Below are 26,306 nucleotides of genomic sequence, written 5' to 3'. Positions count from 1 at the left end.
CAATCCTTCGCCGGATTCAGACCGATCCCAGCAAAAATTCGCAAGAACCCGGCGCAGCCTCTGTCAGCGCCGGGCATTTGGCGAGCATCGGCTATCAGACCCGGCGCTCAACCATCATCTTCTTGATCTCGGCAATGGCCTTTGCCGGATTGAGACCCTTAGGGCAGGTCTGCGCGCAGTTCATGATCGTGTGGCAGCGGTAAAGCCGGAAAGGATCTTCGAGGTCGTCAAGACGCTCGCCGGTCGCCTCGTCTCTGGAGTCGATCAGCCAGCGATAGGCCTGCAGCAGGACGGCCGGACCGAGATAGCGGTCGCCGTTCCACCAGTAGCTCGGACAGGAGGTCGAGCAGCAGGCGCAGAGAATGCACTCGTAGAGGCCGTCGAGCTTCTGGCGATCCTCGTGGCTCTGCTTCCATTCCTTGGCAGGTGCTGGAGATACGGTCTTCAGCCAGGGTTCGATCGAGCGGTGCTGCGCATAGAAATTCGTCAGGTCCGGAACGAGATCCTTCACCACCGGCAAATGCGGCAGTGGATAGATTTTAACCGTGCCCTTGATGTCATCCATGCCCTTGGTGCAGGCAAGCGTGTTCGTGCCGTCGATATTCATCGCGCAGGAACCGCAGATGCCTTCGCGACAGGAACGGCGCAGCGTCAACGTCGGATCGATCTTGTTCTTGATGTAGAGCAGGCCGTCGAGAACCATCGGGCCACAGTCGTCGACATCGATATAGAAGGTGTCGATCGACGGGTTCTGGTCGTCATCCGGGCTCCAGCGGTAGACGCGAAATTCACGGGTGTTCTTCGCACCCGCCGGCTTCGGCCAGACCTTGCCTTCGCGCATCTGAGAGTTCTTGGGGAGAGCGAGTTCAACCATGATAAAATCCTAGTTTGCCGACAGGAGTTCCGTTTTCACGTAACCCCTACAACCACCGAAAGCAGCGTTGCCGGCTGCGAGCGACGAGCGAGCACCCTGCGCGGCATTCGCTGTCTTCCACACACCGACCTCGTTGCTGACCGCGGCAGCCAAGCCGCCGGGAGCACGCAATTTGTAGCGCTCCGCCGCCATGACGGGCGAGACGGCCCGCACCGCGGCAATGAACGAAGCTAATCCGAGGTACTTTCCCATCGTCAATACACACGAGCCTTCGGCGCGATCTTGTTGGGATCGATGCCTTCAGAGATGAGCTCGGTGTGAACCGGACGGTAGTCGAGCTTGACCTCGCCGGCATTGCTGACCCAGGCCAGCGTGTGCTTGCGCCAGTTGACGTCGTCGCGGCCGGCGTATGCGCCTTCGGTGTAATCTTCGCGGGCATGCGAACCACGGCTTTCCTTGCGCGCCTCAGCGCCGTAGATCGTTGTGATCGCATTCGCCATCAGGTTTTGCAGCTCGAGCGTCTCAACGAGATCGGAATTCCAGATCATCGAACGGTCGGTGACCTTGATGTCCGACATTTCCTGCCAGATCGCGGAAATGCGCCTGCAGCCGGATTCCAGCGACTCCTGGGTGCGGAACACGGCGGCGTCTTCCTGCATGGCGCGCTGCATCTTCTCGCGCAGATGCGCCGTCGGCGTTGCGCCACTGGCGTGGCGAAGATCATCGAAGCGATCCATGATCTTGTCACAGGCAGCTATGTTCAGATGCGGGGTCGGCGCAGCGCGGTCAATGACCTCGCTGGCACGGATTGCCGCAGCACGGCCGAAAACGACGAGGTCGATCAGTGAGTTCGAGCCGAGGCGGTTCGCGCCATGCACCGAAGCACAGCCCGCTTCGCCGACGGCCATCAACCCGGGGATCACGCGTTCCGGATTGGCGCTATCGGCGTTGAGCACCTCACCCCAATAGTTCGTCGGAATGCCGCCCATGTTGTAATGGACGGTCGGTAGAACCGGGATCGGCTCGCGCGTCACATCGACGCCGGCAAAAATCTTCGCGCTCTCGGAAATGCCCGGCAGGCGTTCATGCAAAACAGCCGGGTCGAGATGGTCTAGATGGAGGAAGATATGATCCTTGTTCCTGCCGACGCCGCGGCCTTCGCGGATTTCCAACGTCATGCAGCGCGAAACCACGTCGCGCGAGGCAAGATCCTTGGCCGAGGGCGCGTAGCGTTCCATGAAGCGCTCACCCTCGGAATTGACGAGATAGCCGCCCTCCCCGCGCGCGCCTTCGGTAATCAGACAGCCGGAGCCGTAGATCCCGGTGGGATGGAACTGCACAAACTCCATGTCCTGCAGCGGAAGCCCCGCGCGCGCCACCATGCCGCCGCCGTCGCCGGTGCAGGTATGGGCGGAGGTCGCGGAGAAATAGGCACGGCCGTAGCCGCCGGTCGCCAGCACCACCATTTTCGCCGCGAAGCGATGGATCGAGCCGTCATCGAGGCACCAGGCAACAACGCCGGTACAACGGCTGCCGTCTTCCGACATGATGAGGTCGAGCGCGAAATATTCGACGAAGAACTCGGCGTTGTAGCGCAGCGACTGGCCGTAAAGCGTGTGCAGGATGGCGTGGCCGGTGCGGTCGGCAACCGCGCAGGTGCGCTGCACCGGCGGGCCTTCGCCGTAGTTCTGCATATGGCCGCCGAATGGGCGCTGATAGATCTTGCCTTCCTCATTACGCGAGAAGGGCACGCCGTAGTGCTCGAGCTCATAGACCGCCTTCGGCGCTTCCATGGCGAGATACTGCATGGCATCGACGTCGCCGAGCCAGTCAGACCCCTTGACCGTGTCGTAGAGATGCCATTGCCAGCTGTCCGGCGTCATGTTCTGCAGCGAGGCGGCGATGCCGCCCTGGGCCGCGACCGTGTGCGAGCGGGTCGGGAATACTTTGGTGATGCAGGCCGTACGGAAACCCTGTTCTGCCATGCCAAGCGTTGCGCGAAGACCGGCGCCGCCGGCGCCGACAACGATCACGTCATAGGAGTGATCGACATATTTGTAGGCTTTCCCATTCTGAGCAGGTGAAGTCGGTGCCATGATACGGTTATCCTACGAAAGCAATTTTCAGAATGGCAAAGAGACAGAGCCCTGCGACCGCGATCGCGAAAAACGTGTTCAGCATCAGCAATACGAGCTTGCCGATTTCGCTGTGCACGTAGTCCTCGATGATGGCCTGCATGCCAAGACGCATGTGAATGATGCCTGAAATCACCATCAGTCCCATGATGACTGCCACGAAGGGGTTCGACAGCGCATGCACGACATCGACATAAGGCGCGCCGGCATAAACGATCATGAAGATGACGAAGAAGACGATGAGCGGGAGGTTGGCGACAGCCGTCAGGCGCTGACGCCAGAAGTGTTCAGTGCCTTCCTTGGCCGAGCCAAGGCCGCGAACTCTACCCAGAGGGGTACGCATATCCATATGAGCGACCTCAGAAGCGAATGATAAAGCCGATCACCCAGACCAGCACGGTAAGACAGAGCGATCCGATGATGTTGGCGATGGCGAGCTTGGTGGAGAATTCCTTCTCGAAACCATGGCCGAGATCCCACAGCAGGTGGCGCAGGCCGCCGAGCATGTGGTGAAGCAGTGCCCAGGTGTAACCAAGCAGGACGGCCTTGCCGATGATGCTGCCGAGCACCCAATTTACCCAGTCGTAATAAGCCTGACCGGTCGCAGCCGCGATCAGCCACCAGGCGATCAGCAGCGTGCCGAAATAAAGAGCAGCCCCTGTGATACGATGGACGATCGACATGACCATGGTCGGAATGAGTTTATAAATTTGCAAATGCGGCGACAGAGGCCGGTTATTTGTCACATTCGCCATCAGAACCTCGCGGCGTCTTGCGCTCCAGATTTCGGAGCATTTCGAGGCAACCACAGGAATGACAAATTTGTCTGTGTGCATTGCATCAACGGCGACGTTTAATCACCGAAGCCCCCGACGACAAGCACAATTGCTGTCTGTTTTTAATTTAATCGATTCGCGTTACCGGGAAGTTGCCGGAAATCGAAACTGGCCCTTTCGAATCAAATTTTATGCTGATTTTTCATCGCTCAAGTGGACACATAGGTAGTTTTGACGCAAGCTGGGGTTAACGATTTGTTAACGATCGGATTTCCGGAGGTTGCGTCTGATGTTCCAGCGTCTGTCGAAAGTCTTTGCGCTGGTGTTGTGTGCCCTGATTGCGCTTCCTGCCACGGCGGGCGAGCGTGCTGGGCATCATCGTGGCGTGACCCATTGGGCAAACAACGCCAAGTGGGCAAACAGCGCCAAACCCTGGTTCGGCGGTCATCATCGCCATCATCGCCATCATCGCCACCATGGCCACGGCCATAACCGTTATGTTCGCCTCAAGCATTTCTCGCCGTCATCGCACGGCTACCGCATCCGCAGCGCTATCGCCAGATCGCCACAGCGACTGCGCTATGATTACAATGGCACTTACGCCGGCTCCTATGCTTACGAAACGGAAGGCGGCACCTATTTCGGTGCGGACGGCTATGCACTTTACGCTGCGCCGCAGGCCGAGTCGCTCGCACCCGGGCCCAAAGTGATCGACGTTGCCGTGCAGGCCGATCCTTGCAGCTACGAGGCCAGCGTCTGCGTCATCAGGCCCTGAACCGCCAGACCGTCGTCTTCTTGTTCTCGCTATCTTCGAGCGCCCGCGTTACCGGCACTTCGTAGATGGCGCAAAACTCCAGCCGCTCCTTTGGCAAATAGGCCCGTCCCGGATCGCCGACCAGAACCTCCTTGCCTTCGCTGGCCAGCCGGTCGAACCACGGAACGAGGGCGTCCGCAAAGACGCGGTCATAGAACACGTCGCCCGCCAGGACGATATCGGCATGGACAGGCTTGCCGACGAAATCGGCGCCGCTAAAATCAACCGAGATCCCATTGGCATCAGCATTGAGCCGCACGGCCGTTTCAGCCCATGGATCGATATCCGCCGCCTTTACCGCCACCGCACCCGCCATCTTCGCCGCGATCGCGACGATCCCCGAACCTGTTGCGAAATCGAAAACGCGCTTAGTTCGCACCGTTTCCGGATGATCGAGAATATAACGCGCAAGTCCCTGGCCACCCGCCCAGGCAAAGGCCCAGAACGGCGGCGGCAGGCCGATCTCCGCCAGTTCCTCCTCCGTCTTAAGCCAAAGCTCATGAGCTTCGTTCGCCAGATGCAACCGGATCTCCGGCACATGCGGCGGCGTGATCAGTTTCGTATTGGCGCGGATGAAGATTTCCGGGTCGGTCTTCAATGCGGTCAGCGTGGCGGATTGTCGAGGCCGCCCATGCGGCAGACTTCGAGCCACTCGTCATCTGTCACCGGCTGGACCGAAAGGCGCATCGAGGTCACCAGCGCCATCTTCGAAAGTTTCTCATTCGCCTTGACATCTTTCAGCGTCACGGGCTTGGGCAAATCGCGCACGGCGCGGATATCGACGCAATCCCAGCGATCGTCGCCCTTCGCCGTCGAATCCGGATGCGACAATGCGCAGACCTCGACGATGCCGACGATCTCCAGGCCGTCATTCGAGTGGTAGAAGAAGCCTCTTTCGCCGATCTGCATGGCGCGCATGTTATTGCGGGCGAGATAATTGCGAACGCCCGTCCACTCCGTACCTTTCTCGCCTGCGGCCTTCTGCTGCTCCCAAGACCAGGAGGAAGGTTCGGATTTATAGAGCCAATGGGCCATCCCTTATGCCTCCGGATTGTTGAAGACCCAGTTGAAGGACTTGATCTCGACACTCTCGAAAAGACCAGCCTTCGCATAGGGATCGGCATCGGCTAGTGCCTTGGCGGCTTCCGCCGTATCGGCCTTTACCATGACCAAGCTGCCGCAGGGCTTGCCTTCACCGTCGAGGAACGGTCCGGCCATGCTGAGCGTGCCTTCGGCATTCAGCTTGTTCAGATATTCCAAATGCGCCGCGCGTGTTTCCATGCGTGTGTTGAGGTGCCCCGGCTTGTCCTTGCAGAGAAGGGCAAATAGCATGTCAGTCTCCTTATTCGGTCGTGATCGGACGTGTCATCAATTGTTCGATGGCCTCGGGGATGCTGAGTTTACCTTCGATGATCGCCGAGACGGCGTCGGTGATCGGCATCGCGATGCCGAGCTCTTCCGCCAGCCGCGAGGCGACGGCCGCGGCAAAGGCACCTTCCACCAATTCGCCTTGCAAAGGATCGGCCTTTTCGCCGCGGCCAAGCGCAATGCCGAAGCGCAGGTTGCGCGACTGATGGCTCGTTGCCGTCAGGACAAGATCGCCCAGCCCGGAAAGCCCGCGCACCGTATCCGCCTGCCCGCCCTTGGCAACGACGAGGCGCGACATTTCCGCCAGCCCGCGCGCGATCAGCGCCGCGCGCGCAGAATCGCCGATGCCGCAGCCTTCGACGATACCACAGGCGATCGCCAATACATTCTTCAGCGCACCACCAAGCTGCACACCGATACGGTCGGACGACGGATAGAGCCGGAACGTCCTGCCCGAAATCGCCTGCGCCAGCCGCTCGGCAACGGCCACGTCCGATGCCGCAATTACCATAGCGGTCGGCAGTCCTTTGGCGATGTCGGATGCAAAACCCGGCCCCGAAAGCACCGCGACGCGATGCTGCGGCAATTCGCGCTCCAGCATGTCTGTCAACAAGTTGCCGGTCGCCCGCTCGATGCCCTTGGCACAGGTTACGACGATCGCGTCCTTGGCGAGATAAGGGCCATACTGCCGGGCCGCATCCGCCTGCGCCTGCGACGGCATGGCGAAAAGCACGATATCGGCATCGTCGATCGAATCGGGTTCTGCCGAGAATTCCAGTGCTTCCGGCAGCTCAATGCCGGGAAGAACCGCATCATGCAGCCGTTCGGCTTTCAGGTCGGCCATCAGCGCAGGGTCGCGGCCGACGAGAGCGACCTGGCTGCGGCCGGTGAGCGCAATGACTGCGGCAAGCGCCGTTCCGAAAGCGCCTGCGCCAACGACGGCAATCCGTTCGCTCATGCCTTTGCTCCCCGCTTTCCGTAGCTGATCAGCGCTTGCGCATTCGAATCCAACGGCCAGCGCGAGCGCGGCTGCACATCGAGATCATCCGGCGCAACACCCGTCGCCATGCGCTCGAGCCCGGCCCAGGCAATCATCACCGCATTGTCGGTGCACAATCTCAGCGGCGGCGCGATGAAGCGGAAGGCGTATTTATCACAGAGCGCCTTTAGCGTAGCGCGCACTTCGAGGTTGGCGGCGACGCCGCCCGCGACCACCAGGGCCGGCTGCTCGTCCAGATGCGCAAACTCCGCCCTGAACCGCTGTAATCCACGGCCGATGCGATCCTTCAGAGTCCTCGAAATCGCCCTCTGAAATGAAGCGCAGACATCGGCGACATCCTGCTCCGTCAGCGGCGCGATATCCGTCGCGGTCTGCCGGACCGCCGTCTTCAAGCCCGAAAAGGAAAAATCGAGCCGCGTTTCACCGACGAGCGGCCGCGGGAAATCGAAGCGGTCCGGGTTACCCGTCTTCGCTGCCTCCTCCACCTGGGGTCCGCCGGGATAAGGCAGCCCGAGCAGCTTCGCCGTTTTGTCGAACGCCTCGCCCAGCGCATCGTCGATCGTCGTTCCCCAGCGTTCGTATTGGCCAATGCCGCGCACGAGGATGAGCTGCGTATGACCACCCGACACAAGCAGCATCAGATAGGGAAAGGAAAGCCCGTCCGTCAGCCGCGCCGTCAGCGCATGGCCCTCGAGATGGTTCACGGCATAAAGCGGCTTGCCGGCGGCCTTGGCGATCGCCTTGCCGGTCATCAGTCCGACGAGCAGCCCGCCGATCAATCCAGGTCCGGAGGTCACAGCGATCGCATCGACTTCGCAGAGCGACACATCGGCGCGCTGCAACGCCTCGTTAATCAGCGTATCGAGTGCCTCGACATGGGCACGCGCGGCTATCTCTGGCACCACGCCGCCATAGGCGCTATGCTCGTCCAATTGGCTCAAGACGACGTCGGAAAGCACATTCGAACGCCCGTGCGCATCGCGCTCGACCACAGCCGCGGCGGTCTCGTCGCAGCTTGTTTCGATGCCGAGGATGCGTAGAAAGGGAGCCATGAAGCCTGTCGTTGATTGCGATGGGTACCAAACCCGGTTACGAGAACTTCCGGTAACAACGGATCGAAGCGGATGCAAACAAAACCTTTCCGGATCGGAACGCGGGGCAGCCCGCTGGCCCTTGCTCAGGCTCACGAAGCGCGCGATCGGCTGATGGCGGCGCACGGAATGCCGGAGGAAATGTTCGAGATCGTTGTGCTGACCACGAAAGGTGACCGCATTACCGACCGTGCGCTTGCCGAGATCGGCGGCAAGGGTCTTTTCACCCAGGAACTGGAAGAAAAGCTTGCAAGCGGCGACCTCGATTTGGCCGTCCATTCCGCAAAGGACATGCCGACGGTGTTGCCGGAAGGGCTTCATCTCTCGGCCTATCTGCCGCGCGAAGACATCCGCGATGCGGTAATCGGCCGCACGGCGCCAAAACTGATCGAGCTGCCGCATGGCGCAACGGTCGGGTCGGCATCGCTGCGCCGACAGGCTCTGATCCGCCGCATGCGGCCGGATATCAAAGTGATAACCTTCCGGGGCGCTGTGGAAACCCGCCTGCGCAAGCTGGATGAAGGCCAGGTCGACGCGACGCTGTTGGCGCTCGCAGGCCTGAAGCGTCTTGGCAAGGTCGACGTGATTACCGACATCCTCGATCCCGACACCTTCCCTCCGGCTCCCGCGCAAGGCGCGATCTGCATCGAAAGCCGTATTGGCGATCAGCGCACCGATGATCTGCTGGCCGCCATCAACGACCCGGCGACCCACGACGCCGTCTCGTGTGAGCGCGCTTTCCTTGCGGCGCTCGACGGCTCCTGCCGCACGCCGATCGGCGGATATGCGATTTGCGAAGGCGATCGGATCAAGTTCTTTGGCCTGATCATCACGCCGGATGGTCGCAACCAGCACTCGGTCACCATCGATGGCAATCGGCGCGATGCCGCAGCGCTCGGCACGCGCGCCGGACAAGACATCCGCGCCCGTGCTGGCAGCAGCTTCTTCGACGACTGGAGCTGACGCGCGATGCGTGTGCTCGTCACCCGGCCGCGGCGTTCGGGGGAGCGAACCGCCAAAAGGTTGCGCGACAAGGGGCATGAGCCCGTATTGCTGCCGCTTTCGCAGCCCCTGCATGATTGCAAGACCGCTATGGATGCGCTGGCAAGGACCCACGGTCCTATCGCCATCACAAGCGCGGAAGCTGTCCGTGCGCTCTCGTCGTCAGGAACAGACGTCAAGCCTTATCGCCGCCGGCCGGTATTCGCTGTTGGCGAAGCGAGCGCAAACGAAGCCAAGGCGGTGGGATTTGCTTCGGTCTTAGCCTCGGCGGGCGATGGCGCGCGACTGGCGGAGTTGATCGCGGAGCAGACGCGGGAATCTGTCACCTATCTCGCCGGTTCGCCGCGCGCCAAGACGTTCGAGCGCACCGCGCACGCGCTGGGACTGAAGGTCGATGTCGTCGAGTGTTATCGGATGCATCCGGCAGAACCTGATCCGGTGGCCCTGCGAGAAGCATTGACCCCGCCGCCGGAGGCCATACTCCTTTATTCCCGCCAGACCGCAGAGCGTTTTTTCCGTCTCGCCGAGGTCCAATCGGAACCCGCCTGGCTCAATCAGGCCCTCATCCTTTGCCTCAGCACATCCGTTGCCGCGGCAGTCCCGGCTTCACTCGGCAGAAATCTTCGCATCGCAGCATTGCCGGATGAGGGAAGCCTTCTGTCGCTTCTTTGAAGGCCTTACGCGCCCAAATTTGATCTAACCTCTTTCCATAACTGGCATCACTGACTAGTTTCGTTGCAATGCAGGAAAATGAGGTACGCATGGTATCGGGAAATCCGCCACGTCATTCAAAAAACGCCGACGAGCCGGTCACGATCGATCTGGAAGCGCAGGAAATTGCGGCAGCAGCCGATACCGAGAAGAAATCCGAAGAAAACGCCCCTGACGCCGGCACTCCCGACGCAGACAATGCGACAGCCGGCCTAGAGGCATCCGTCGATCCGGAAAAAGAACCATCGGCTGAGGAGACGGCCGAGCACGCCGCTACCTCCGAGGAGCCCCGTCAGCCGGAAATGGCAACGGACCCCGAGCCGCTCCGGCAAAAGCCACGCGGCGCAACGACGTCGGGTCTGATCGCCGCCGGTATTTTCGGCGGCCTGGTTGCCCTTTTGGGTGCTGGCGTGATCCAATATGCCGGCTACCTTCCGACGTCTTCCGCACCTCAGACCGCGCTGGATGAAACGGCCAGCCTTTCGGCTGAAATCGACGGCCTCAAGCAATCGATCGCGAACCTCGCCGCAGCGCCGAGCACCAGCGACGATGCGCTCGACAAGCGTGTCGCTGCTCTAGAGACGGCGGCAAAGACGCCTGCCGCGACGGGGCCAGTAGACACCCCGGAGGTCGAGGCGCTGAACCAAAAGGTCGCGGATTTGGCCACTCAGCTGGAACAGTTGCGCACCTCTCTCTCTCAAACCTCCGAAGAGCGGGCGTCGAGCGGCGCCGACATTATAAAGCGGCTGGAGGAAGCAGAGAAGAAGCTCAACGAACCACGCCAGGATGTTGCCGTTGCGCAGGCGATCGCCGCTGCAGCCCTCAAGGCCGCGATCGACCGCGGCGGACCTTTCATGGCCGAGCTCGATACTTTCGCCGGCGTTTCGCCGGACGACCCCGCCGTCGCCGACCTCCGTAATTTCGCCGAAACCGGCGTGCCCTCGCGCGCCGAACTGATCCGCCAGGTTCCCGACGTCGCGACCGCCATCATCCAATCCGTCAACCAAGCGGATCCGAACCAGAGCTGGTCGGACCGGCTGATGGCGAGTGCCAAGTCGCTCGTCACCGTGCGCCCTGTCGGCAACATCGAGGGCGAAAGTGTCGAGGCCATTGCGGCGCGTATGGAAGACAAGGTGAAGAACGGCGACCTGCCGGGCGCTGCCAACGAATGGAACGGCTTGCCCTCGAACGCAAAGCAGGCTTCCGCCGCCTTCAAACAATCATTGGAAGCCCGCATCCGCGTCGAGGAACTGGTGGGTGGTGCGCTCTCCAAGGCCATTTCTGGCGCCGGCAAGGAGGGTTGATCGATGATCCGCCTCGTCGTCTTCGTCATCCTCGTCGTCGTTCTCGGCTACGGCTTCTCCTGGCTTGCCGATCGCCCCGGCGATCTCTCGCTGGTGTGGGAAGGCCGGCTTTATCAGGCAAAGCTGATCGTCGCGGCAAGCGGCCTTATCGCACTGATTGCTGTTGTCATGATCGCCTGGTGGCTGGTCCGCACGGTCTGGACGTCGCCCCATTCCGTGACCCGCTATTTTCGCGCCCGCAAGCGTGATCGCGGCTATCAGTCCCTCTCGACCGGCCTTATCGCCGCCGGCGCCGGCAATGCCCTGCTTGCCCGCAAGATGGCAGCCCGGTCCCGCGGCCTCATCCGCGCTGATCAGGAGCCGCTGATCAACCTGCTCGAAGCACAGGCGGCCTTGATCGAGGGCCGGCATGACGAAGCCCGTGCCAAGTTCGAAGCGATGGCCAACGATCCGGAAACGCGTGAACTCGGTCTTCGCGGGCTCTATCTCGAGGCCAAGCGCCTCGGCGCCAACGAGGCCGCACGCCAATATGCCGAAAAGGCAGCCGACAACGCGCCCTATCTGCCCTGGGCAGCACAGGCGACGCTCGAATACCGCAGCCAGGCCGGCCGCTGGGACGACGCCATCCTGCTTCTTGAGCAACAGAAGGCCGCGCGTGTCGTCGAAAAGCAGGATGCGGAACGCTTGCGCGGTGTTCTGCTGACGGCTCGCGCCGGTGACAAGCTCGAAGGCGATCCGGCCGGTGCGCGCGACGACGCGATGCATGCGCTGAAGCTCATTGCCGATTTCGAACCGGCCGCGATCATTGCCGCCAAGGCGCTTTTTCGTGAGGACAAGCTGCGCAAGGCCGCCTCGATCCTCGAGCAGGCCTGGAAGGCAGGGCCACACCCCGAGATCGGCCGCACCTATGTGCTTGCCCGAAGCGGCGATTCCACCGTCGATCGCCTGAAGCGAGCCGAACGGCTGGAAGCCCTGCGCCCCAACAACGTCGAATCCCTGCTCGTGGTCGCACAGGCGGCTCTCGATGCGCAGGATTTCGCCAAGGCCCGGGCCAAGGCCGAAGCGGCAGCGCGCATGCAGCCGCGTGAAGCGGCCTTCCTGCTGCTTGCTGATATCGAGGAAGCCGAGAGTGGCGACCAAGGCCGTGTACGTCACTGGCTGGCGCAGGCGCTGAAGGCGCCGCGCGATCCGGCCTGGGTGGCCGACGGCTTCGTTTCCGACAAATGGCTTCCCGTCTCACCCGTCACCGGCCGTCTCGACGCCTTCGAATGGAAGGCGCCCTTCGGTCAGCTTGAAGGACCGATCGAGGACGGCTCCGCCGTCTCGATCGATACCGCGCTGAAGACCTTGCCACCCGTTCGCGAGACACGGCCAGAAAGCCCGGCCAACGATCACCGCATCATTGAACTGGAGCGCGCCGCGACGATTGCAGAGGCCGCTCGGCCGGCTCCTGCTGCCGCACCGAAGCCTGGCTTGCCCGCGACGGCCTCCAAACAGCCAGAGCCGGTTACCGCACAGCCAGAGCCGAAACCCTTTTATGGAATGCCGGACGACCCTGGCGTTCGCAACATGAAGGCGGAACCGGAACCCAAGACACGACTCCGCCTTTTCTGAAATGGAATGAAATCCGCATGTTCGAACGTTTTCAGGCATTCTTCCAAAATCTCACTGCAAACAACCCCAAGAAGGGTTTTAGTCCTGACGATCCCCGCATTGCCGTTGCCGCTCTCTGCATGCAAGTGATGGAAGCGGATGGTAAGATCAAGGACAGCGAAAAGAAGCGGCTTCGCAAGCTGCTCAAGGAGCAATACGGCCTTGACGGAAAGCCGCTGGAGGCAGTGATTGCGGCTGGCCAGGAAGCGGAGAGCAGTGCCGTCGACTATTACCGCTTCACATCCGACCTGAAACGCCATCTCGATACCGAGCAGCGTCTGGAACTCATCGGCATTCTCTGGGACATCGTCTATGCCGACGGCGAACGCAGCGAGATGGAGGACCACGTCATTTGGCGGATCGCCGATCTCTTGGGTGTTTCCTCCCGCGAGCGCATCCAGAAACGTCAGGAGGCAGCCGCACGCGTGACCGATACGGTGGTGGTGCAAGACGATGCCGATTGACCGTCCCATCAAACGTGACAAGCGCCCCATACTGATCATCCTGCACCAGGAACGCTCCAGCCCCGGCCGCGTCGGCCAGCTCCTGGCCGACAAGGGCTATAACCTCGACATCCGCCGCCCGGTTCTGGGCGATAAGCTGCCCACTACGCTGGAGAACCATGCCGGTTCGGTCGTCTTCGGCGGACCGATGAGTGCAAACGATCCAGACGAATTCATAAAGAGCGAGATCAACTGGCTGGACATTCCACTCAAGGAAAACCGCCCGTTCCTCGGCATCTGCCTTGGAGCGCAGATGCTGGTGCGCCATCTTGGCGGCAAGGTGCAGTCGAATGCCGACGGCTCGACCGAAATCGGCTGGTATCCCCTCCGCCCGACCGAAAAGGGCCGGCTGCTGATGCACTGGCCGAAGATGGTCTACCATTTCCATCGCGAGGGCTTCGATCTGCCGCACGGCGCCCATTTGCTTGCGGAAGGCGATACCTATCCCAACCAGGCCTTTCGCTACAACGGCAACGCCTGGGCACTGCAATTCCACGCAGAGCTCACCCGCGTGATGATGCATCGCTGGGTCGTCCACGGCGCCCACCGCTTCATCCTGCCGAACGCGCAGCAGGGACGGGAACATCTGGAGGGCCGCATGCTCTTCGATGCACCGCTCAAGGCGTGGCTGACCGAATTTCTCGATATCGTCTTTGAAGGCAAGACGGCAAAGGCCGTACCGGGCTCTATAGCTGCGCTGTCTGCATAGGCGCGCAGCAATCCACTTGAGACCAAGCGCTGCTGCTTCCCCATTGCGCTGCTCGTTATCTGCTGCGAAAAAGCCGGACGCATGAACGGGCGGGTTCGCCAAGCATGATTCGCCGCGGGTTTTCACGCGGCACTTGCCCGTTTAGCCGCCAATGGATACATGTCTGTCAGCAACGAACTGGAGACCAAGATGATTGCCCTCTTTCAAACCATTGATTTGGCTTTGAATCTTTATACTTGGGTGCTGATTGCGAGTGCCATTTTCTCCTGGCTTTACGCCTTCAACGTCATCAATTCCTCGAACCAGTTCGTCAATTCGGTCGGCATGTTCCTCTATAATGTCACCGAGCCGCTGCTGCGGCCGATTCGCCGGCTGCTGCCGAATCTCGGCGGCATCGACATTTCGCCGATCATTCTGCTGCTGATTATCTTCTTCCTGCGCTCCCTGATGTGGAACACCATCTTCCCGCTGGTGGCGTGAACTCCGCCTGGAAGATATTCGATAATCATATACGCCTCGCCGTTCGGTTGACCCCGAATGGCGGGCGCGACGCGATCGATGGCATCGAGGCCGATGCCGAAGGCGAGTGCCACATTAAGATCCGTGTCGCAGCGATTCCTGAGAAGGGAAAAGCCAACCAGGCGCTGATTGCGCTTCTGTCCAAAGCGCTCGGCATTCCGAAATCCTCGATACAATTGATCTCAGGCGATACATCGCGCAAAAAAGTCCTCCGGATCGATGGCGGTCCGGAGGACTTGATGGAAAGGCTCGAAAAGCTTCTGAAGCTATAGCGGCTTACGTCGACTTCTTGGCGCGCTCAACGGCTTCGAGGATCAGCTGACCGGCTTCCTTCGAATCGCCCCAGCCGAAAATCTTCACCCACTTGCCGGGCTCCAGGTCCTTGTAGTGCTCGAAGAAGTGTTCGATCTGCTTCAAGGTAATCTCAGGAAGGTCGGTGTAGTCCCTCACCTTCTCGTAGCGCAGCGTAAGCGCCGGCGACGGGACGGCGATGATCTTCTCGTCCTTGCCCGAATTGTCTTCCATCTTCAAAACACCGATCGGGCGGACATTGATGACGCAGCCCGGAACCAGCGGACGCGTGCTGGCGATTAGGACATCGATCGGATCGCCGTCTTCCGAAAGCGTATGCGGCACGAAGCCGTAGTTGCCCGGATAGGTCATCGGCGTGTAGAGGAAGCGGTCGACGACCAGCGTGCCGGCTTCCTTGTCCATTTCATACTTGATGGGGTGACCGCCGACCGGAACTTCAACGATGACGTTGACATCTTCCGGAGGATTCTTGCCGATGGAAATGGCGTCGATGCGCATACGAAAACTCCCACGAGGTGAATTGTTCGCAGCCAAATAGTCCGTTTCATCCCGCAACGCAACATTGCGTGTTCGGGATGTTCAAGATTCATCTGCAATATCGAGGAGCAGGGCGCCCTTTTCAGCAGGCGCTTCAAAGCGGTGCAGCGCTGTTTCAAAAGACGCAGGCTGGGCTTTTCAGTTCCAGATGAAGCCGATTTTCTTCAGCTGCCTGTGGTCGAAGCTTTCCATGCCTTCGCAGAAGTCAACGCCGCCATGGCCACGATAGAACTGGCTGGCATTTTCGTTTTCCTCCAGGCACCAGACCACCAGTCCCTTGCAGCCGAGTGATTTCAGGAGTCGCCGAGCCTCGCCGAACAGCATGCGCCCAAGACCAATGCCCTGGTACTCCGGACGAAGATAGAGCTCGTAGATCTCGCCTTCCTGCGGCAGCGCTCGGGCCCGATTGAGGCCAAGTGTGGCATAACCTGCGACCGTGCCGGCAACATCGAGAACGAGGAGGGTTGCCGGGCCGCGCGTCGCCTTGCGCCACCAGTTCTCGCCCCGGCGTTCGATCATCTGGGTCAGAGCGCGATGCGGAATGATCCCGGCATAAGTGTGTTGCCAGGCGAGGCGATGCACCTCGGAAATGGCTTGGGCATCATGCGGTTCTGCCCGCCGGACATCGATCGACAACGTCTTCATAACGCTTACTCTGGTCTTCCAGCAGGCAATTAACCATACGCGATGATGCGTTTCGGCCGTTTGCCCACAGACTTAACATGTGGACGATGAGCAAAATTTAACGCTTTTTTAACGATTGTCACAAGACGGAATCAGCGCGCCGCACAATAAAAAACCCCGGCACCAGGCCGGGGTTTGAAATGTCAGCAATTAGAATCGTTTAGGCGTAGCGTGCCTTTTCGAAACGCTTACGCTCGTTCGGGTCGAGATACATCTTGCGCAGACGGATCGACTTCGGCGTCACTTCGACCAGCTCGTCATCCTGGATCCAGGACAGCGCGCGGTCGAGCGTCATGCGGATCGGCGGCGTGAGCTTGACGGCTTCGTCCTTGCCGGCGGCGCGGATGTTCGTCAGCTTCTTGCCCTTCAGCACGTTCACTTCGAGGTCGTTGTCTCTGCTGTGAATGCCAATGATCATGCCGGCATAGACCTTTTCGCCGGCGTCGATGATCATCGGACCGCGGTCTTCCAGATTGAAGAGAGCATAGGCCACAGCTTCGCCGGAGTCGTTGGCAAGCAACACGCCATTGACGCGGCCGCCGATCTCACCCTTGTACGGCTGATAGTCGTGGAAGAGGCGGTTCATCACGGCCGTGCCGCGCGTATCGGTGAGCAGTTCTGACTGGTAGCCGATCAGGCCTCGGGTCGGTGCGAAGAAGACAAGACGGACGCGGTTGCCGCCCGACGGACGCAGCTCGACCATTTCGGCCTTGCGCTCCGACATCTTCTGCACCACGACGCCCGAATGCTCTTCATCGACGTCGATGACGACTTCTTCGATCGGCTCGAGCATCTCGCCCGTTGCTTCGTCCTTGTGCATGACGACGCGCGGACGCGAAACGGCCAGCTCGAAGCCTTCGCGGCGCATTGTCTCGATCAGAACCGCAAGCTGCAATTCGCCGCGGCCGGATACGAAGAACGAATCCTTTTCGGAGGATTCTTCGATCTTCAGCGCAACGTTGCCTTCAGCTTCCTTGAACAGACGGTCACGGATGACGCGCGAGGTGACCTTGTCGCCTTCTGTGCCGGCATAGGGGCTATCGTTGACGATGAAGGACATGGTGACCGTCGGCGGATCGATCGGCTGGGCCTGCAGCGGCTCGGTGATCGACGGATCGCAGAAAGTATCGGCAACCGTGCCCTTAGAGAGGCCGGCGATCGCGATGATATCGCCTGCATGCGCCTCTTCGATCGGCTGACGCTCGATACCGCGGAAAGCGAGGATCTTGGAGATGCGGCCGGTCTCGATCGTCTTGCCGTCGGCATGCAGAACCTTGACCGGCTGGTTCGGCTTGATCGAACCGGAATTGATGCGGCCGGTGATGATACGGCCGAGGAAGGGGTTGGCTTCGAGGATCGTGCCGATCATCGTGAACGGACCTTCGTGAACGGTCGGCTCCGGAACATGCTCGAGCACGAGGTCGAGAAGCGGTGCGAGGCCCTGATCCTTCGGACCTTCCGGGTTGACGTTCATCCAGCCGTCACGGCCAGAACCGTAAAGGATCGGGAAGTCGAGCTGTTCGTCGGTCGCGTCGAGGTTTGCAAACAGGTCGAAGACTTCGTTGATCACTTCCTCGTGGCGGCCATCCGGACGGTCGATCTTGTTGATCGCGACGATGGGACGAAGACCGACCTTCAGCGCCTTGCCGACAACGAACTTCGTCTGCGGCATCGGACCTTCCGAAGCATCGACCAGCACGATCGCGCCGTCCACCATCGAGAGAATGCGCTCAACTTCGCCGCCGAAATCGGCGTGGCCCGGGGTGTCGACGATGTTGATGCGGACACCCTTCCACTCGACCGAGGTCGCCTTGGCGAGAATGGTGATGCCGCGCTCCTTTTCAAGGTCGTTCGAATCCATCACGCGTTCTGCAACGCGCTGGTTCTCACGAAACGAGCCGGACTGTTTCAGGAGCTCGTCCACCAGGGTCGTTTTGCCATGGTCAACGTGAGCGATAATCGCGATGTTGCGAAGTGCCATATGTTTCAAATCTCTGAGGCTGAGGCGCTACGTTCAAGGGAAAGCGCCAATTACGTTTGGCGGGCTCATACAGTGTTTTTCGCGTTTGCGAAAGGGGGGAGGGGCGATAGCGGCCATGTGGGCCTAGGTCACATGTTGGGGGTCGATGACGGTCCGCCAGAGTTCGGTATCATTTCTGTCCATCAGCCGCACGGTCATCTGCTCGGTCTGCCCGTCGATTTCGACCAGTCCGAAGAACTGAAGGCCAGCAGACGGTGGCAGATTGGAGTCCGCACCGCCAGGCGCGGCCTTGATGAACCGCACGTCTGGGCCGAAGGTCATGTCGAGCTCCTGCGCTCCGTAGGTCCCGGAATGCAACGGCCCGGAGACGAATTCCCAGAACGGCAAGAACTCCCGGAATTTCGCCTTGGCCGGATTGTAATAATGCGCCGCAGTGTAGTGGACGTCAGCCGTCAGCCAGACGATGTTCGAAATCGCCGCGTCGCGGATGAAGCGCAGCAGATCAGCAAATTCTAACTCTCGCCCGAGCGGCGCTCCATTGTCGCCGTTAGAGAAGGACTCGCTGCCTTCCCGCTTTCCATAATCATCCCAGATGACGAGTCCGACCGGCATATCGCAGGCAATCACCTTCCATGTTGCCGTCGAGCGCACCAGTTCGCGCTTCAGCCATGCGACCTGCCCTTCGCCAAGGATGCGGGACTTCGCCGTCAGGACCTGATCCAGGCCATGGTCGTTCGGCCCCCGATAGGATCGCAGATCGACGAAGAAGATATCGAGCAGCGGACCATATGAGACTTTCCGGTAGATGCGCCCTGGGTCGGCGGCAACGTAGCGGATTGGCGTCATCTCATGGAAGGCGCGGCTTGCCCGAGTTGCCAGCGTCAAAACGGACTTTTCCTTGTAGCGATCATTGCCGCGAAGGTCGGTCGAAGGCGACCAGTTGTTTAAAACCTCGTGGTCGTCCCATTGATAGAAGACCGGACAGACTGCATTCAGTTCCTTCACATGTTCGTCGAGCAGATTGTATTTCCACTGTCCGCGAAACTGATCGAGCGTTTGCGCGATGTCGCGCTTCTCCTCGGTCACGATCCTGTTCTTCCAGAGTCCGCCGTCACGCAACCGGATCTCGTCCGGCATTGGATTGTCGGCATAGATCGTATCGCCGGAATGGATCATGAAATCGGGGCGGTGATAGGCGATGGTCTGATAGGTACGCATACCCTCGTCGTCGATCCCCCATCCCTGCCCCGCCGTATCGCCTGACCATGCGAAGCGGATCGTCCGCCTGTTGGAAGGCGCGGTGCGGAACTGGCCGTGAATTCGTTCGGAGACGCTGTTGACGTCCTGCAGGTCGGCGGCCACAAACCTGTAGAAGATGTCATGGTCCGGAGGCAGATCCCGCAGCAGCAGCTTACCCGCAAGATCGGTCTCCGGTGTGACGTCGATCGGGGCCAACCTGACGGCATTCGCGAATTTGTCGCTCGTCGAATATTCGACGAAGAGCCGCGATGGCCGGTCGACACGCGTCCATATCATGCCCGACGTTGCGTCTACATCACCGGATTGAACGCCTGACGTGAAGATGGGGCGGCTCGAAGATCCTCGCGCGTAATATGGCATCACGAGGCTGGCTGCCGCAAAGCCGCCGACTGCGCCGATCGAGGAAAGGAAGCGGCGGCGCGTCGTGTCCGTCAGTTTCATGCCATGGCTCATTCGGCTTGCTTCGAGAGCGGGATCGAATCACTCGCAGCAAGCCTAGAGCGGCCGTCATGTCAGTCTCTTGAAGATGACATGACGGTTTTCCGAAACTTCGGCGACAATTTTGTTAAGGACCGCCTTACGCGTCGCTGCCCGAAAGCTCTTCGAATGTTGCAAGGCCCTTCTTGACGAGCATTGCCTCGGGGCTCGGCAACTTGCCGCGGAATCCCTTATAGGCGTCTTCCGGATCGATCGAGCCGCCGCTGGAATAGATGTTGTCCTTGAGCTTTTGCGCCATCTCACTGTTGAAGGCGTCGCCGGTTTCCTCGAAAGCGGCGAAAGCATCCGCATCGAGCACTTCCGACCACATATAGGAATAGTAGCCTGCCGAATAACCGCCGGAGAAGATGTGCTGGAAGTGCGGCGAGGCATGGCGCATCACGAGCGACTTCGGCATCCCGAGTTCGGCGAGCACCTGATTTTGCACCGCCATCGGGTCTTCCACAGCGTCGCGCGTGTGAAACTCCATATCGACAATCGCCGAGGAGGTGAACTCGACCGTGTTGAACCCGGCATTGAAGGTGCGGGCCGCAAGCACCTTGTCGAGCAGCTCCTGCGGCATAGGTGCGCCGGTTTCGAAATGCACGGCATATTGCTTGAGAATTGCGGGAACTGTCAGCCAGTGCTCGTAAAGCTGAGATGGCAGTTCCACGAAGTCGCGCGAAACGGCGGTGCCCGACACAGTGGGATAGGTCACGTTCGAAAGCATGCCATGCAGCGCATGGCCGAATTCGTGGAAGAGTGTGCGCGCATCGTCCAGCGAAAGCAGTGCCGGCCTGCCCTCGGCCGGTTTTGCGAAGTTGCACACGTTGTAGATGATCGGCAGTTCGCCCTGATGCCCATTCTTCATTGGGAGTTTATGCTGGGATTGGAACGCGCTCATCCAGGCGCCGGAGCGCTTGGAACTGCGGGCAAAATAATCCCCCAGGAAAAGCGCAACCAGCTTGTCTTCGCTATCGCGAATTTCAAAGACGCGCACATCCGGGTGATAGGCGGCAATCCCCTTCTTCTCGACGGCACGAATGCCGAAGAGTCGGCCGGCGACATCAAAGCAGGCATCGATGATTTTTTCGAGCTGCAGATAGGGCTTCAGTTCGGCTTCGGAAAAATTGAACCTCTGCGCCCTGATCTTTTCGGCATAGTAGCGCCAATCCCAGGGCATGACCTCATGGTTCTTGCCGTCCTCGGCGATCAGCCTTGCGATATCCGCCTCTTCATCAAGCGCCCGTTTGACAGCTCTTGCCCAGACGGCGCGCAGCAGATGATTTACCGCGGCTGGCGTCTTTGCCATCGTGTTGTCGAGCTTCAGTTCCGCAAAATTGCCATATCCGAGAAGCTTCGCGACTTCTCCGCGAAGGGTCAGCGTCTCGCGGATGATGCCGCGATTATCCGTCTCGCCCCCGTTCTCGCCGCGTGCGACCCATGCCTTGAAGGCCTGCTCGCGCAGATCGCGCCGTTCGGAAAAGGTCAGGAACGGTTCGATGATCGAGCGCGACAGAGTGACCGCAAACTTTCCCTCTTCGCCGCGCTCGCGCGATGCGGCCGCCATGGCGTCCTTCAGGAAATCCGGAAGGCCTGCGAGCTCGGGTCCTTCGCAGAGGATCAGCGACCAGTTCTTTTCGTCGGCCAGCACGTTTTGTCCGAACTGCGTGCTCAAGCCTGCAAGCTTTTCGTCGATTGCCGCAAGCTTCTCCTGCTCGGCCTTCGCCAGCTTGGCGCCGGATTTTACAAAGCTCTTCCAACGACGCTCCAGCACACGTGTCTGCTCAAGTGTCAGTCCGAGACTTTCCCTATCCTCCCAGAGCGTATCGATACGTGCAAAAAGCGCAGCGTTCATTCCGATGTTGGAATAGTGGCGCGACATTTTTGGCGATATATCGCGCTCCAGTGCCTGGATTGTATCGTTCGTGTGGGCCCCCGCCCGGTTCCAGAACAGCGCCGAAACACGCGAAAGCTCGTCGCCTGCAATCTCCAGGGCGACGATCGTATTCTCGAATGTGGGCTCTTCCACGTTTCCGGCGATCGCGTCGATCTCCACTTCATGAGATGCGAGAGCGGCATCGAAGGCAGCGGCGAAATCACCGTCGTTCAGCGCCTCGAAGCGAGGCAGGCCATGAAGCCCGTTCCAGTTGACAAGCGCCGGATTGAACTCTTGTGTGGAAGGCATGCTGACGTCCTTTATGCAGAGGCTGGAAACGGCAATATAGGCAAGGCATCACCGCATTGGTATGCCGCTTGCGAGATTCGCTTTTGCTTGCCCTCGCAAGTTTTGACGGGCAAGAATTGATACATAAAAATTAACCAATCGTTAACGATTGACGCGACTCGCGCGCTGACGCTAGTTTCGAGCCACTCTTTCCGTAAGGGGACATGCGCCATGGAAATTTTTTCTGTGCGGTCTTCTCAGAGTTTGCTTTTTAAAAACAGCCAGAACAACGCAAAAAGTTCGAAGACCGAAGATATTGGAATCGACGCCGGAGCGGCAGCTTCAGCGATATTCAAGGTCGAAGACAATCGTGTCGAAGGGCCGGATTTCGCTGCCATGAGCCCGAGCGAGCTGCGTAGCCATGCGCGCCAAAGCTACGACAACGGCGGGATCGACCAGGACACGTTTGCGGCGATTTCCGAGCCGTTGCCGATGCATGCCATCGATGTGCAGGGCAATGTCATCGATCTGACCGGGATCACCGACGGCACGCTATTCAATTTCCGCGACTATTATGAAAACCAGCTGCAGATCGCCATGTCGATCGGCGATTCCGATAGCGTAAAGACGCTGAAATCGATCGTGAATTTCCTGAACGCGTAGGCGCCGTCAGGCCTTGCGCCATCCAAGCAGGCCGGGCGTTGCGTGCCAGAGTGCTTGGGCTGCAAATCCCATGAAGAGCACGCCGGAGCAGCGGACGATCAGCCGCTCATGCGCGCGGTAGAAACGCCGCACGGCGCCTGCGCCTATGATGGCGACAAGAATGAGATCGGCAGTCACGAAGCCTAGGAAGGATACGCTGAGAAGCAGCGGCAAAGCCTCGAAATCGAGCGCACCGGCCGAACCGGCAACCAGTGCCGTGAAGGTCGCCAGCGCCACCGGGTAGCCTTTCGGATTGGTCACGCCGAAAATCAGCCCGCGGCGAAAGGGCCGCTTCACCGTCACCAGGGCCTGCCCGTCGCCTTTCGGCTTGGCCGTTACCGCGCTCCAGCCGATCCAAGCGAGATAGAAACCGCAGAGCAATCCGAGCAGATCGAAGACGAAGGTGCCTATCGTTCTCGCGCCGACAATCGCAACCAGCGCCAGCGCCGACCAGAGAATATCACCGACAAGATGCCCCATCATGAAGTAGGCGCCAGCCTTTCGCCCCTGCCCGGCGCCGATGCCGAGAAGCTGAAGGAACGCAGGGCCTGGAATGAGCACATAAAAGAGAGCCGCCAGAAAGGCGCCGACGAGCAGGGATTGCGTCATGGCAAAAGCTCCGAAGGATCGAAGCCGCAGACTATGCTAACCCGGCAATCCGTCAAGCGTCGCAACACCCCAAAGAAGAGGCCCGCACGGCTTGGCCGTGCGGGCCTCTTTTCAAGCGTATTGTGACACGCTTAACTCTTGAGGTTGCGCTTGGCGAGTGTGCGCAGGCGCAGTGCGTTCAGCTTGATGAAGCCCGCCGCATCCTTCTGGTCGTAGGCACCCTGGTCGTCCTCGAAGGTGACCAGCTTGTCGGAATAAAGCGACTTCGGGCTCTCGCGACCGATGACCATGACATTGCCTTTGTAGAGCTTCAGCGTCACTTCGCCTTCGACATGCTCCTGGCTCTTGTCGATCAGCGCCTGCAGCATTTCCCGCTCCGGCGAGAACCAGAAGCCATAATAGATCAGCTCTGCGTAACGCGGCATCATCTCATCCTTGAGATGTGCTGCACCGCGGTCGAGCGTGATCGATTCGATCGCGCGATGCGCCGAAAGCAGGATCGTGCCGCCGGGCGTCTCATAGACGCCGCGCGACTTCATGCCGACGAAACGGTTTTCGACGAGGTCCAGACGGCCGATGCCGTTGTCACGGCCATAGCTGTTGAGCGTGGCGAGCAGTGTCGCCGGGCTCATGCGAACGCCGTTGATCGAAACTGCGTCGCCCTTTTCGAAACCGACCTTGATGACGGTTGCCCTGTCGGGCGCGGTTTCCGGAGAGATCGTGCGCATATGCACGTATTCCGGGGCTTCCTGTGCCGGATCCTCAAGAACCTTGCCCTCGGAGGACGAGTGCAGCAGGTTGGCGTCGACGGAGAACGGCGCTTCACCCTTCTTGTCCTTGGCAACCGGGATCTGGTGCTGTTCGGCAAATGCCAGCAGCTCGGTGCGGCTCTTGAACGCCCAGTCGCGCCACGGCGCGATGATCTTGATATCCGGGTTCAGCGCGTAGGCGGAAAGCTCGAAGCGGACCTGGTCGTTGCCCTTGCCGGTCGCGCCATGGGCGATCGCGTCGGCGCCGGTCTTGCGGGCGATATCGATCAGGTGCTTGGAAATCAGCGGTCGGGCGATCGACGTGCCAAGCAGATAGACGCCCTCATAGACAGCATTGGCGCGGAACATCGGGAAGACGAAGTCCTTTACGAACTCTTCGCGCACGTCCTCGACGTAGATTTCCTTGATGCCGAGCATCTCGGCCTTCTTGCGCGCCGGTTCGAGCTCTTCACCCTGCCCAAGGTCGGCCGTGAAAGTCACGACTTCGGCGCCGAGCTCGGTCTGCAGCCACTTCAGGATGATTGAGGTATCGAGACCGCCGGAATAGGCGAGCACGACTTTTTTCACGTCTTTCTTAGATGCCATGATGATGAGGTCCGTTGCATAATGGGCGGCAAAGCCCGGTGTCGCGGGCACTTTTAGCGAGATTGTCGCGTGACGCAAGGGCAAGGATTTTTGGGGCAGAGCAGGCTTGATGTTTGACAGCGCGAAACGCGCACCCATATCTGGCTGCGTCCGAATAATGATTGAGGAGGCCGGTCCCGTGACGAATATTCAGGAGATTCTCAAGAAGCCCAATGTTGCGGTGATCACCGGCGGCGCATCCGGCATCGGCCTTGCGGCGGCAAAGCGCTTTGCCAAGGCAGGTATGAGCGTCGTCATCGCCGACCTCGATGGCGACCGGCTGGCGACGGCTCGTGGCGAACTCGAAGCCATTGCCGGCCAGGAGCGTGTGATGGCAGTCGAGACGGACGTTTCCGACAAGTCTTCGCTGGAGGCGTTCGAACAAGCTGTCGTTCAGCGCTTCGGCCGCGTCCATGTGCTGATGAACAACGCCGGCATCGGTCCGGAAACCTCGATCTTCAGCGCTCAGGCAAACTGGGACAGCATCCTCGGGGTCAATCTCCTCGGCGTCATCAATGGCACGCGGGTCTTCGGAGCAAAGATGCTGGCACATGGCGAGCCCGGGCTCATCATCAACACCGGCTCCAAGCAGGGCATCACGACTCCTCCGGGCAATCCTGCCTACAATGTGTCGAAAGCAGGCGTGAAGGTTTTCACCGAAGCCCTCGAGCACGAACTGCGCAATACCGAAGGCTCGAAGATATCTGCCCACCTTCTGATCCCGGGCTTTGTCTTCACCGGCCTTACAAAGGGTGACCGCACCGAAAAACCCGCGGCCGCCTGGACACCGGAACAGACCGTCGATTTCATGATCGAAAGCCTGGAGCGCGGCGATTTCTATATCCTCTGCCCGGACAACGACGTCGCCCGCCCCCTTGACGAGCGCCGCATGGCCTGGGCGATCGGCGACATCATCGAAAACCGCCCGCCGCTTTCGCGCTGGCACAAGGATTATGCCGACAGGTTCAAGGCCTTCCTTGAAGAAAAGCGATAGGCGGATCATCAGGATTGATTGGTAATTTTCTGAAACTTGGATAAGAAAGTCTAACTCCTATCAGCTTTCAGAGAGTGCCATGGATTTCCTGCCGAGCATTGCGACCCTTCTCGCCTTTTCCGCGGCCAGCCTGCTTCTTGCGGCCACGCCCGGACCGGACATGACGCTCTCGATCAGCCGCGCTCTGTCTCAGGGCAAGAAGCCGGCACTCTACGTCGTCTTGGGCACCAGCCTCGGCATCGTGGTTCATACGATGCTGGTTGCTTTCGGCATCTCGGCGCTGATCACCGCCTCGCCGACCGCCTTCCTGGTCCTCAAAACCGGAGGTGCTGCCTATCTTCTTTGGCTGGCTCTTCAAGCGATCCGTTTCGGTTCGAAGCTTTCCGTCGAGCAGGTCAGCGAAGCCAAGGGCACGCCGCTTTCCAATATTTCCGTCGGCTTTTGGGTCAATCTTCTGAACCCGAAAGTCATCATCTTCTTCATGACCTTCCTGCCGCAATTCGTAAGCGCGGGCGATCCGGCGGTCACGCACAAGCTGCTCTTCCTCGGCTTTTTCTTCATCCTCATCGGCATGCCGGTGAACGCCCTTGTGGTTCTCGCTTCCGACTGGCTTGCGGGCTGGCTGCAGAAGAACAGGAAGATCCTGCGCGGAATGGACTACACTTTCGCGGGGGTCTTCTCGATCTTCGCCGTAAAGATATTTCTCACGCAGGCACGCTGATCGCGCCCG

The 26,306-nt window shown here is 60.0% G+C and carries 29 protein-coding genes; 12 read left to right on the top strand and 17 right to left on the bottom strand.

Going from position 1 to position 26,306, the window contains the following annotated elements:
* Positions 1–94 precede the first annotated feature (94 nt).
* From ACZ9DP_RS37085 to sdhC, 5 genes are read right to left on the bottom strand one after another with little or no spacing between them, the layout of a single operon-like run.
* Complete coding sequence (locus ACZ9DP_RS37085; RefSeq protein ID WP_074069915.1) at positions 95–874, bottom strand: succinate dehydrogenase iron-sulfur subunit; 780 nt, start codon at positions 872–874, stop codon at positions 95–97.
* Positions 875–883: 9 nt separating this feature from the next.
* The gene (locus tag ACZ9DP_RS37080; protein ID WP_476205540.1) at positions 884–1,126 is read right to left on the bottom strand and encodes a hypothetical protein; all 243 of its coding nucleotides are present in this window, start codon (positions 1,124–1,126) and stop codon (positions 884–886) included.
* A 2-nt stretch (positions 1,127–1,128) separates the two neighbouring features.
* Positions 1,129–2,970 (bottom strand): succinate dehydrogenase flavoprotein subunit, encoded by a 1,842-nt coding sequence (gene sdhA, locus ACZ9DP_RS37075; RefSeq protein WP_283069831.1) that lies wholly within the window; start codon positions 2,968–2,970, stop codon positions 1,129–1,131.
* Between the two features lie 7 nt (positions 2,971–2,977).
* On the bottom strand, positions 2,978–3,358 hold the full coding sequence (sdhD, locus tag ACZ9DP_RS37070; protein WP_074069918.1) for a succinate dehydrogenase, hydrophobic membrane anchor protein: 381 nt from the start codon (positions 3,356–3,358) through the stop codon (positions 2,978–2,980).
* A 10-nt stretch (positions 3,359–3,368) separates the two neighbouring features.
* Positions 3,369–3,764 carry a succinate dehydrogenase, cytochrome b556 subunit gene (gene sdhC / locus ACZ9DP_RS37065; protein ID WP_074069919.1) on the bottom strand — a complete coding sequence of 132 codons (396 nt, stop codon included), beginning with the start codon at positions 3,762–3,764 and terminating at the stop codon, positions 3,369–3,371.
* A gap of 310 nt (positions 3,765–4,074) precedes the next feature.
* Here sdhC and ACZ9DP_RS37060 point away from each other — a divergent pair, with 310 nt between their 5' ends.
* Complete coding sequence (locus tag ACZ9DP_RS37060; RefSeq protein ID WP_074069920.1) at positions 4,075–4,560, top strand: hypothetical protein; 486 nt, start codon at positions 4,075–4,077, stop codon at positions 4,558–4,560.
* Here the strand turns inward: ACZ9DP_RS37060 and ACZ9DP_RS37055 are convergent.
* From ACZ9DP_RS37055 to tsaD, 5 genes are read right to left on the bottom strand one after another with little or no spacing between them, the layout of a single operon-like run.
* Positions 4,550–5,197, bottom strand: coding sequence for a class I SAM-dependent methyltransferase (locus ACZ9DP_RS37055; protein WP_476205358.1), 648 nt, complete (start codon positions 5,195–5,197; stop codon positions 4,550–4,552). The genes ACZ9DP_RS37060 and ACZ9DP_RS37055 overlap by 11 nt on opposite strands.
* A gap of 5 nt (positions 5,198–5,202) precedes the next feature.
* Positions 5,203–5,634, bottom strand: coding sequence for an EVE domain-containing protein (locus ACZ9DP_RS37050; RefSeq protein ID WP_476205357.1), 432 nt, complete (start codon positions 5,632–5,634; stop codon positions 5,203–5,205).
* Between the two features lie 3 nt (positions 5,635–5,637).
* Positions 5,638–5,931, bottom strand: coding sequence for a YciI-like protein (locus ACZ9DP_RS37045; RefSeq protein ID WP_074069922.1), 294 nt, complete (start codon positions 5,929–5,931; stop codon positions 5,638–5,640).
* A gap of 10 nt (positions 5,932–5,941) precedes the next feature.
* Positions 5,942–6,925, bottom strand: coding sequence for an NAD(P)H-dependent glycerol-3-phosphate dehydrogenase (locus tag ACZ9DP_RS37040; protein WP_194728381.1), 984 nt, complete (start codon positions 6,923–6,925; stop codon positions 5,942–5,944).
* Positions 6,922–8,019, bottom strand: a complete 1,098-nt coding sequence (gene tsaD, locus ACZ9DP_RS37035) for a tRNA (adenosine(37)-N6)-threonylcarbamoyltransferase complex transferase subunit TsaD (protein ID WP_476205355.1) — start codon at positions 8,017–8,019, stop codon at positions 6,922–6,924. Before tsaD ends, ACZ9DP_RS37040 begins: the two co-directional genes overlap by 4 nt.
* A gap of 72 nt (positions 8,020–8,091) precedes the next feature.
* Between tsaD and hemC the strand changes: the two genes are divergently transcribed.
* The 8 genes from hemC to ACZ9DP_RS36995 all read left to right on the top strand — a co-directional run bounded on the left by hemC (position 8,092) and on the right by ACZ9DP_RS36995 (position 14,731).
* Positions 8,092–9,021 (top strand): hydroxymethylbilane synthase, encoded by a 930-nt coding sequence (hemC, locus tag ACZ9DP_RS37030; RefSeq protein ID WP_194728383.1) that lies wholly within the window; start codon positions 8,092–8,094, stop codon positions 9,019–9,021.
* A 6-nt stretch (positions 9,022–9,027) separates the two neighbouring features.
* Entirely contained in the window at positions 9,028–9,732 is a 705-nt protein-coding gene (locus ACZ9DP_RS37025; protein WP_476205353.1) for a uroporphyrinogen-III synthase, read from the top strand.
* Between the two features lie 89 nt (positions 9,733–9,821).
* Positions 9,822–11,075: a COG4223 family protein gene (locus ACZ9DP_RS37020; RefSeq protein ID WP_476205352.1), complete on the top strand. Its 1,254-nt coding sequence runs from the start codon at positions 9,822–9,824 to the stop codon at positions 11,073–11,075.
* Positions 11,076–11,078: 3 nt separating this feature from the next.
* The gene (locus tag ACZ9DP_RS37015; RefSeq protein WP_074069928.1) at positions 11,079–12,689 is read left to right on the top strand and encodes a heme biosynthesis protein HemY; all 1,611 of its coding nucleotides are present in this window, start codon (positions 11,079–11,081) and stop codon (positions 12,687–12,689) included.
* Between the two features lie 17 nt (positions 12,690–12,706).
* Positions 12,707–13,192, top strand: coding sequence for a tellurite resistance TerB family protein (locus ACZ9DP_RS37010; RefSeq protein ID WP_074069929.1), 486 nt, complete (start codon positions 12,707–12,709; stop codon positions 13,190–13,192).
* Entirely contained in the window at positions 13,182–13,940 is a 759-nt protein-coding gene (locus ACZ9DP_RS37005) for a glutamine amidotransferase (protein WP_074069930.1), read from the top strand. Before ACZ9DP_RS37010 ends, ACZ9DP_RS37005 begins: the two co-directional genes overlap by 11 nt.
* A gap of 189 nt (positions 13,941–14,129) precedes the next feature.
* Positions 14,130–14,420 (top strand): YggT family protein, encoded by a 291-nt coding sequence (locus ACZ9DP_RS37000; RefSeq protein WP_028739981.1) that lies wholly within the window; start codon positions 14,130–14,132, stop codon positions 14,418–14,420.
* Positions 14,417–14,731 carry a DUF167 domain-containing protein gene (locus ACZ9DP_RS36995; RefSeq protein ID WP_074069932.1) on the top strand — a complete coding sequence of 105 codons (315 nt, stop codon included), beginning with the start codon at positions 14,417–14,419 and terminating at the stop codon, positions 14,729–14,731. Before ACZ9DP_RS37000 ends, ACZ9DP_RS36995 begins: the two co-directional genes overlap by 4 nt.
* A gap of 4 nt (positions 14,732–14,735) precedes the next feature.
* On the opposite strand, the gene ppa is transcribed toward ACZ9DP_RS36995, so the two are convergent.
* From ppa to ACZ9DP_RS36970, 5 genes are all read right to left on the bottom strand, one after another.
* Positions 14,736–15,269, bottom strand: coding sequence for an inorganic diphosphatase (gene ppa / locus ACZ9DP_RS36990; protein WP_074069933.1), 534 nt, complete (start codon positions 15,267–15,269; stop codon positions 14,736–14,738).
* Between the two features lie 177 nt (positions 15,270–15,446).
* Positions 15,447–15,953, bottom strand: coding sequence for a GNAT family N-acetyltransferase (locus ACZ9DP_RS36985; protein ID WP_074069934.1), 507 nt, complete (start codon positions 15,951–15,953; stop codon positions 15,447–15,449).
* 199 nt (positions 15,954–16,152) lie between these two features.
* On the bottom strand, positions 16,153–17,973 hold the full coding sequence (gene typA / locus ACZ9DP_RS36980) for a translational GTPase TypA (protein ID WP_022717387.1): 1,821 nt from the start codon (positions 17,971–17,973) through the stop codon (positions 16,153–16,155).
* A 123-nt stretch (positions 17,974–18,096) separates the two neighbouring features.
* Complete coding sequence (locus ACZ9DP_RS36975; protein WP_476205348.1) at positions 18,097–19,674, bottom strand: alkaline phosphatase D family protein; 1,578 nt, start codon at positions 19,672–19,674, stop codon at positions 18,097–18,099.
* 136 nt (positions 19,675–19,810) lie between these two features.
* Positions 19,811–21,898: a M3 family metallopeptidase gene (locus ACZ9DP_RS36970; RefSeq protein WP_476205347.1), complete on the bottom strand. Its 2,088-nt coding sequence runs from the start codon at positions 21,896–21,898 to the stop codon at positions 19,811–19,813.
* A 210-nt stretch (positions 21,899–22,108) separates the two neighbouring features.
* On the opposite strand from ACZ9DP_RS36970, the gene ACZ9DP_RS36965 reads away from it, so the two are divergent.
* A complete protein-coding gene (locus ACZ9DP_RS36965) occupies positions 22,109–22,540 on the top strand; it encodes a hypothetical protein (protein ID WP_074069937.1) in 432 nt (143 codons plus the stop codon).
* 6 nt (positions 22,541–22,546) lie between these two features.
* Here the strand turns inward: ACZ9DP_RS36965 and ACZ9DP_RS36960 are convergent, their stop codons facing one another.
* Both ACZ9DP_RS36960 and ACZ9DP_RS36955 read right to left on the bottom strand, forming a co-directional pair.
* Positions 22,547–23,188: a LysE family translocator gene (locus ACZ9DP_RS36960; RefSeq protein WP_074069938.1), complete on the bottom strand. Its 642-nt coding sequence runs from the start codon at positions 23,186–23,188 to the stop codon at positions 22,547–22,549.
* A gap of 131 nt (positions 23,189–23,319) precedes the next feature.
* Positions 23,320–24,543: an argininosuccinate synthase gene (locus ACZ9DP_RS36955; RefSeq protein ID WP_476205539.1), complete on the bottom strand. Its 1,224-nt coding sequence runs from the start codon at positions 24,541–24,543 to the stop codon at positions 23,320–23,322.
* 178 nt (positions 24,544–24,721) lie between these two features.
* On the opposite strand from ACZ9DP_RS36955, the gene ACZ9DP_RS36950 reads away from it, so the two are divergent.
* Together ACZ9DP_RS36950 and ACZ9DP_RS36945 are read left to right on the top strand one after the other, a co-directional pair.
* Positions 24,722–25,576: an SDR family NAD(P)-dependent oxidoreductase gene (locus ACZ9DP_RS36950; RefSeq protein WP_074070461.1), complete on the top strand. Its 855-nt coding sequence runs from the start codon at positions 24,722–24,724 to the stop codon at positions 25,574–25,576.
* A gap of 79 nt (positions 25,577–25,655) precedes the next feature.
* A complete protein-coding gene (locus ACZ9DP_RS36945) occupies positions 25,656–26,297 on the top strand; it encodes a LysE family translocator (protein ID WP_074069939.1) in 642 nt (213 codons plus the stop codon).
* Positions 26,298–26,306 lie beyond the last annotated feature (9 nt).

The sequence above is a fragment of the Rhizobium sp. USDA 4016 genome (genome assembly GCF_056279705.1).
Note: the sequence above shows the minus strand (reverse complement) of the source record. Positions and strands in the feature narration are given on the sequence as shown.